This window comes from Micromonospora sp. I033, from assembly GCF_053890995.1.
Window position 1 is genome coordinate 1 of the sequence record NZ_JBSSLX010000272.1, and the last position, 6,804, is coordinate 6,804.

At 76.3% G+C, this 6,804-nt stretch carries 8 protein-coding genes; 4 read left to right on the plus strand and 4 right to left on the minus strand.

Features of this window, described 5'->3' with window-relative positions; genetic code table 11:
* The first annotated feature begins 62 nt into the window (after positions 1 to 62).
* From ACW0Q9_RS27940 to ACW0Q9_RS27950, 3 genes are all read left to right on the plus strand, one after another.
* Positions 63 to 1,328 carry an MFS transporter gene (locus ACW0Q9_RS27940; RefSeq protein WP_456186332.1) on the plus strand — a complete coding sequence of 422 codons (1,266 nt, stop codon included), beginning with the start codon at positions 63 to 65 and terminating at the stop codon, positions 1,326 to 1,328.
* A gap of 129 nt (positions 1,329 to 1,457) precedes the next feature.
* Positions 1,458 to 1,796 carry a hypothetical protein gene (locus tag ACW0Q9_RS27945; protein ID WP_456186320.1) on the plus strand — a complete coding sequence of 113 codons (339 nt, stop codon included), beginning with the start codon at positions 1,458 to 1,460 and terminating at the stop codon, positions 1,794 to 1,796.
* Complete coding sequence (locus tag ACW0Q9_RS27950) at positions 1,796 to 1,954, plus strand: hypothetical protein (protein WP_456186322.1); 159 nt, start codon at positions 1,796 to 1,798, stop codon at positions 1,952 to 1,954. Before ACW0Q9_RS27945 ends, ACW0Q9_RS27950 begins: the two co-directional genes overlap by 1 nt.
* 2 nt (positions 1,955 to 1,956) lie before the next feature.
* On the opposite strand, the gene ACW0Q9_RS27955 is transcribed toward ACW0Q9_RS27950, so the two are convergent.
* On the minus strand, positions 1,957 to 3,024 hold the full coding sequence (locus ACW0Q9_RS27955; RefSeq protein WP_456186324.1) for a Gfo/Idh/MocA family protein: 1,068 nt from the start codon (positions 3,022 to 3,024) through the stop codon (positions 1,957 to 1,959).
* 88 nt (positions 3,025 to 3,112) lie between these two features.
* On the opposite strand from ACW0Q9_RS27955, the gene ACW0Q9_RS27960 reads away from it, so the two are divergent.
* On the plus strand, positions 3,113 to 4,372 hold the full coding sequence (locus ACW0Q9_RS27960) for a lycopene cyclase family protein (RefSeq protein WP_456186334.1): 1,260 nt from the start codon (positions 3,113 to 3,115) through the stop codon (positions 4,370 to 4,372).
* Here the strand turns inward: ACW0Q9_RS27960 and ACW0Q9_RS27965 are convergent.
* From ACW0Q9_RS27965 to ACW0Q9_RS27975, 3 genes are all read right to left on the minus strand, one after another.
* Positions 4,357 to 4,938: a dihydrofolate reductase family protein gene (locus ACW0Q9_RS27965; protein ID WP_456186326.1), complete on the minus strand. Its 582-nt coding sequence runs from the start codon at positions 4,936 to 4,938 to the stop codon at positions 4,357 to 4,359. The genes ACW0Q9_RS27960 and ACW0Q9_RS27965 overlap by 16 nt on opposite strands.
* 80 nt (positions 4,939 to 5,018) lie before the next feature.
* Positions 5,019 to 6,131, minus strand: coding sequence for a serine hydrolase domain-containing protein (locus tag ACW0Q9_RS27970; RefSeq protein WP_456186328.1), 1,113 nt, complete (start codon positions 6,129 to 6,131; stop codon positions 5,019 to 5,021).
* 67 nt (positions 6,132 to 6,198) lie between these two features.
* The coding region (locus tag ACW0Q9_RS27975) for an inositol monophosphatase family protein (protein ID WP_456186330.1) at positions 6,199 to 6,804 on the minus strand (606 nt) is incomplete at its 5' end.

The window sequence follows — 6,804 nt, forward strand, 5'->3', positions numbered from 1 at the left end:
CCGTCCAGGCCGGCCGGGAATCCGATCGGCCCGGCGGCTGGCGGCTGGTAGGTTCGCTCGCCGTGACGGGGACCACGGGGGATCGGCTCGACGGGCGTTTCGCCCGGCTCTGGACGGCCAGCACCTTGTCGGCGCTGGGCAGCGGCATGGCCACGGTGGCCGCCCCGCTCTACGTCGCCTCGCAGACCGACGACCCGCTGACCGTCTCGGCCGGCACCGCGGTGGCCTGGCTGCCCTGGCTGCTGTTCGCACTGCCCGGTGGGGTGCTGGTGGACCGGGTGGACCGGCGGCGGCTGATGGTGGTCATCGACTGGCTGCGGGTGGCCGCGCTGGCCGTGCTGGCCGTCGCGATGGTCGCCGACCGGGCCGGGGTCGCGCTGCTCTACGTGGTGCTGTTCGTGGTCAACACCGGCGAGGTGGTGTTCCGCAGCGCCGCCCAGGCGGTGGTGCCCGCGGTGGTGCCCCGGTCCCGCCTGGAACGGGCCAACGGCTGGCTCGGCGGCGGCACCCAGATCATGCAGAACATGGTCGCGGGCCCGCTCGGCGGCTTCCTCTTCGTGGTGGCCGCGGCCATCCCGTTCGCGGTCAACGCCGGCACGTACGCGCTCAGCGCCGTCCTCGTCGGCCTCCTCGCCGGGTCGTACCGGGGCTCGCCGGGTGCGGGCGGGCGCCGCTCGGTGCGCGCGGAGGTCGCCGAGGGGTTCCGCTGGCTGCTGTCCCAGCGGCTGCTGCGCACCATGACCCTGCTCATCGGGCTGCTCAACGTCACCCTGACCGCCGCCCTCGCGGTGCTGGTGCTGCTGGCCACCGACCGGCTCGGCCTCGGCTCGGTCGGCTACGGCGCGCTGTTCACCTGCATGGCCGTGGGCGGGCTGCTCGGGTCGGCGGTCGGCGACCGGCTGATCGCCGCCATCACCGCGACCTGGACCGTCCGGGTGGGCCTGGTGATCGAGGCGGGGCTGCACCTGGCGCTGGCCGCCTCGCGCAGCGCCGCGGTGGTCGGGGTGGCGCTGTTCGCCTTCGGGGTGCACGGCGCGCTGTGGAACATCGTCGCCAACTCGCTGCGCCAGCGGCTCACCCCACCCGCGCTGATGGGCCGGGTGGGCAGCACCACCCTGTTCATCGCGGCGGGTGGCAACTGCGTCGGCGCGCTGCTCGGCGGGCTGGTCGCCGACCGGTACGGGATCACCGCGCCCTACTGGGTGGGGTTCGTGGTGGCGGTCGCGGTGATCGCGATGACCTGGCGGGTGTTCGACCGGGCCACGGTGGCCGCCGCGTACGCCGCCCCCGCCCCGGACGGCCGGGAGACCCCGGCCGTCGTCGGCTGAGGAGGAACCGGATGCCGTCCCTCGCGGTGCCGCCGCTGTTCGCCGCGCTGGAGCCGGCGCGGACCGTCGACGGCGGCACGGACATCCTGAGGCGGCGACGAGGCGGGTCTCGGCACCCCCGTCGAGGACATGACCAGCCTCGCCGCCGTCGCCGGGCTGGACGTGCCGGTGCGGCTCGTGGTCTGCCTCGGCTTCGGCATCGACGCGTACCACGGGGTGAACCACACGCAGGTGCTGGAGAACATCGCGGCGCTCGACCGGGACGGCGCGTACCTGGGCGCGCTGTCCATCCCGGGCGAGAGCCGCGAGGCCCGGCTGTACCGGGAAGCGGTGGCGTACGGGCAGGCGGCCACGCCGCTGCGGCCGAGCATCGTGCACGGGCAGATCGCCGCGGCCACCGGGGCGCCGACGGGGACGTGCACGTCACCCGGCGCGCCCGGGGGAGCACGCTGTTCGTCAATCCGCTGATGGCGGTCTACTTCAGCTTCGACCTGGCCGGGCTGGCCCGCCGTTCGCTCTACCTCGACCGGCTGGAACACACGGTCGACGTGCGGCAGGTCGCATCCCGGATCGAGGCCTTCCGCGCCGAGGTGCGCACCCGCACGCCCCGGGCGTTCCCGCACTGACCTCAGGGCAGCGGCGGCACCGGCAGGGTGACGCCTTCCGACGCCGACCGGTGCGCCAGCTCGATGAGCTCGACCACCCCGACCGACTCCGCCGGGTCCACCGGCAGCGGTCCGCCGTCCCGCAGCGCGGCCGCGACCTGCGTGTAGAAGTCCTGGTAGCGGCCCGCCTCGGTGGGCACCGCCCGCAGCTCGCCGTCGGCGCCGAGCCGGCCGTACCGGTCGGCGTCGACCTCACCCCAGCCCGGGGTGCCGGGCCGGCCGCCGTCGCGCAGCGCCGCCTCCTGCGGGTCCAGCCCGTACGTGGTGTAGGCGGCCCGGTCGCCGAGCACCCGGAAGCGCGGGCCGAGCTGCGCGGCCACCGCGCTCATCCACAGGTGGGAGCGGGCACCGCCGGCGTGGGTGAGCGCCACGAACGCGTCGTCGTCCACCTCGGCGCCCGGGCGGCGCCGGTCCACCTCGGCGTAGACCCGCTCCACCGGGCCGAGCAGCCGCACCGCCTGGTCGACCAGGTGGGCGCCGAGGTCGAACAGCGCGCCGCCGGCCTCACCGGGCGCGGCGCTCTCCCGCCAGCCCGGCTTGATCGCCGGCCGCCACCGCTCGAACCGGGACTCGAAGCGGGCCACCCGGCCCAGCTCGCCCGCCTCGACCAGCCGGCGCACGGTCAGGAAGTCACCGTCCCAGCGGCGGTTCTGGAACACCGTCAGCGGCACCCCGGCGGCGGCCGCCTCGGCGACCAGCGCCCGACCCTCGGCGGCGGTCGGCGCGAGCGGCTTGTCCATCACCACCGGCAGCCCGGCCGCCACCGCGGCCCGGGCCATCGGCACGTGCTGCCGGTTCGGCGTCGCCACCACCACCAGGTCGAGGCTGTCGGCGGCCCGCCAGAGCTGGTCGGCGTCGTCCAGGACGCGGGCGTCCGGGTGCTCGGCCTGCACCTGGGCCCGCCGCTCCGGGTCCCGGGTGACCACCGCGTCCAGCCGTAGGCCGGGCGTGGCGGCGACCAGCGGGGCGTGGAACACCCGCCCGGCGATCCCGTACCCCAGCAGTCCCACCCGCAGCGGCGCCTGCGCCATGCCGTTCCCCCGTCCTCGTGATCTCCTGCGAATCTACGCGCCGCGCCCGGTGCGGAACGGCGGGTCCCGGGCGGTGGCCCGTTCGGACGTGTGGCAGCGTGGGCGGGTGCATCCGAGCCCGGTCGAGGTCGACCTCGCGCTAGTGGGCGGCGGCGGGGCCGCCTCCCTGGTGCTGGCCGCGCTGGACCGGCACGACCTGACCGGCCTGCGGGTCGCCGTGGTCGACCCCGTGCACAAGCGCGGCCAGGACCGCACCTGGGCGTTCTGGGGCGCCCCCGGCGGTGATCTCGACCCGCTGCTCAGCGCGAGCTGGTCGGAGGTCGACGTGGTCACGCCCGCCGGCCGCCGCGTCCTGCCGCTCACCCCGCTGAGGTACGCCATGCTCCGCTCCGCCCCGGTCTACGACCGGGCTGCCGCGGCCGAGCGGCGGCTGGGCGCGGTGCGGATCTGCGCGCCGGCCGGCGTGCTGGCCGACGACGGCCACCGGGTGACCGTCCCCGACCCGGAGGGGCGGCCGCTGGTCCGGGCCGGCTGGGTGCTCGACTCCCGGCCCCGCCCGCCGGCCCGGCCCGGCCGGACCAGCTGGCTCCAGCACTTCCGCGGCTGGTGGCTGGCGGCCGACCGGCCCACGTTCGACCCGGGCCGCGCGGTGCTCATGGACTTCCGCACCCCGCAGCCGGCCCGAGGGGTCTCCTTCGGCTACGTGCTGCCGGTGGACGACCGCTTCGCCCTGGTGGAGTACACCGAGTTCGGCCCCGCCGTGCTCACCGACGCGGGCTACGACGCGGCGCTGCGCGGGTACGCCGGCCTGCTGGGCCTGGACCTCGGCGGGCTGCGGGTGCGGGAGGTGGAGAACGGGGTGATCCCGATGACCGACGGCCCGTTCGTGCTCCGCCCCTCGCCGCGGGTGGTCCGGCTCGGCACCGCGGGCGGCGCGACCCGCCCCTCGACCGGGTTCACCTTCTCCGCGATGCTCCGGCAGGCCGAGCAGGTGGCCCGGGCGCTGGCGGCGGGCCGGCCGCCGGTGCCGGCGCCCGCGTACCCGGGGCGGCACCGGTGGATGGACGCGGTGGCGCTGCGCGCGCTGGACCGGGGGCACGTCGGCGGGGTGGCGTTCTTCGAGCGGCTCTTCGACCGGAACCCGCCGGAGCGGGTACTGCGCTTCCTCGACGGGGCCACCTCACCGGCCGAGGACCTGGCGGTGATGCGGTCCAGCCCGCTGCTGCCGATGACCGGCGCGGTGCTCGGTGACGCCGCCGACCGGCTGCGCGCCCGGCTGCGCCGCGACCCGGCCCCCGCCCCCGTGCCGGAGGCCGGATCGCGGGCCGCCGGTCAGGCCGGCTCGTAGCGGGCGATCACCACCCCGGTGGTGGTGGTGACGCTGTCGGTCAGCCGCAGCTCGCCGGGCTCGTCGCCGGGGTCGAACAGCCGCCGCCCGCCACCGAGCACCAGCGGGTGGACCAGCAGCACGTACGCGTCGACCAGCCCGTGCCGGCGCAGCGACCGGACCAGCGCACCGCTGCCCAGCACGGCGATGTCCGGCCCGGGCTGCGCCTTCAGCTCCCGCACCGCCTCGATGACGTCCCCCTTCAGCAGGTGCGAGTTCACCCACGGCAGCGGCTCGTCGAGCGTGGTCGAGGCGACGTACTTGGGCAGCGCGTCGAGCACCGGCGTGAACGGGTTGCCGGTCTGTCGCGGCCAGTAGCCGGCGAAGTCGGCCCAGGTGCGGCGGCCGAGCAGCAGCGCCCCGGTCGAGGCCATGCCCTCGCCCATCTTCCGCCCCATCACCGGGTCGTTGTAGGGGACCGCCCAGCCGCCCCGGGTGAAGCCGTCCCGGGTGTCCTCGTCGGGCCGCCCGGGGGCCTGCATCACCCCGTCCAGGCTGACGTTCTCGGTGACGATGATCTTCCGCATGCCGCTCCCTCGGGGCGGGGCCGGCCCGCTGCCGGCCCTTCACCCCTGACACGAACGGCGACCGCCGGTTTCGACAGCGATCAGCGGCCGAGTTCCGTGGCCACCCGGTCGCGGACCAGCACCCGTAGCTGCTCCATCGGGTCGCCGTCGCCCGCGCCGAGCCGGTTGCGCACCGCCGCCACGGTCAACCCCAGCGCGGGGTACGCGAACGCCAGGCTGCCGCCGCTGCCGGCGGTGCCGAACGAGCCGTCCGCGTCGACCGCGTAGCCGAGGCCGAAGGTCGTCTCCTGCCCGAACACCCACTCCTCGGCGCGGACCGCTACCGCGGAGACCTGCCGGAGCCGTTCCGGCGAAATCAGCCGCACACCGTCGACCGGGCCGAGCAGCGCCGCGTACATCCGGGCGACCGCGCGGGCGGACATCGTGCCGACCGCCGGCACGTCGGCGCGCAGCACCTCGGGGCGGCTGCCGGTCGTGGCGTCCGGGCGGACGTGCCGCGGGGCCACCGCGTCGAAGTTCGGCAGGTTCGCGCTCGCGTAGGTCATGAGCGCGGCCAGGCCGGCGTCCTCCAGCCGGGCCAGCCGGGGCAGGTCGGCCTCGGGCACGCCGAGGAACAGCTCGCCGGTCACCCTGAGCGGCCCGGCCACCTCCTCGGCCAGCACCTGCGAGACGGGCTTCCCGGTGACCCGCCGGACCACCTCGCCGACCAGCCAACCCCACGTCCAGGCGTGGTACGCCAGCCGCTCGCCGGGCGCCCACCGCGGCTCGGCGTCGGCGAGCAGCCCGCACATCCGGTCCCAGTCGGCGAAGTCCGCCGGGGTGACGTCGGCGGGCAGGGCCGGCAGCCCGGCCGTGTGGGTGAGCGCGTGCCGCAGCGTGATGCCGTCCTTGCCGTGCCGGGCGAACTCCGGCCACACCTCGGCGACGCGCAGGTCGTAGTCGAGCCGCCCCTGCTCGGCCAGCACGTGCACCACGGTGGCGGTGAGTCCCTTGCCGGTGGAGACCGCGTGCACCGGCGTGTCGGCGGTCAGCGGCCGGCCGGTGGTGGTGTCGGCGAGGCCGGCCTGCTCCTGCACGATCGCGGTGCCGTCCAGGTAGGCGGCCACCTGCACGCCGGCCTCGCGGCCGGAGGTGACCAGCTCGTCGATCGCCGCGCGTACCTCGGCCCGCAGGCCGTCCCATCGTCCGTGCATGATCAGCGAGCCTGCCAGGCTGCCGCGCGGATGTCGCCCGAATTGGCCGCGAGTCGCGGCCGCCGCCCTAGCGCCGGCTGCGGATCAGGTCCATCAGCAGGCCGTGGGTGTCGGCGTCCGACGCCACCACCAGGCCGCGGCCACCCGGCCCGGTCCGGCCGCCGTCGATCCCGGTGACCACACAGCCCGCGGCCCGGCACAGCGCGATGCCGGCGGCGAAGTGCACGCTGCCGGACAGGTCGCCGCCGTCGGTGACGTACGCGGCGCGCCGGCCGGTCGCCACCCAGGCCAGCGCCAGCGTCGTGGACACGACCCGCGGCCGGAACCGCCCGACGAAGTCGGGGTGGGCCAACAGGTCCACGGCCCGGAATCCGGGCGCGTTCGGAAACGGCGGATCCAGGTTGACGTCCACCAGCCGGGTGGCGGGCGTGGGCGCCAGCCGCTCGTCGACCCCGTCGCGACGGACCCAGGCGGTCGTACCGTCGGTGAAGAAGACCTCGTCGGCGAACGGGTCCGCCACCGCCGCCGCCCCCTCGCGCAGCGCCACGTTGACGGCCACCAGCATGGTGCCCGCGGCGTAGTTCAAGGTGCCGCAGAGCGGATCCACCAGCCACCGCCGTGCGGCGTCGACCGGACCCTCCTCGAGTTCCCGGATCGAGTTCGACACCCGGGA

Excerpts from the sequence above, each read along its gene's own strand:
- ACW0Q9_RS27945 (WP_456186320.1), top strand. The coding sequence starts at position 1,458 with ATGACCAGCCTCGCCGCCGTCGCCGGGCTGGACGTGCCGGTGCGGCTC.
- ACW0Q9_RS27950 (WP_456186322.1), top strand. The coding sequence starts at position 1,796 with ATGGCGGTCTACTTCAGCTTCGACCTGGCCGGGCTGGCCCGCCGTTCG.
- ACW0Q9_RS27955 (WP_456186324.1), bottom strand. The coding sequence starts at position 3,024 with ATGGCGCAGGCGCCGCTGCGGGTGGGACTGCTGGGGTACGGGATCGCC.
- ACW0Q9_RS27970 (WP_456186328.1), bottom strand. The coding sequence starts at position 6,131 with ATGCACGGACGATGGGACGGCCTGCGGGCCGAGGTACGCGCGGCGATC.
- ACW0Q9_RS27965 (WP_456186326.1), bottom strand. The coding sequence starts at position 4,938 with ATGCGGAAGATCATCGTCACCGAGAACGTCAGCCTGGACGGGGTGATG.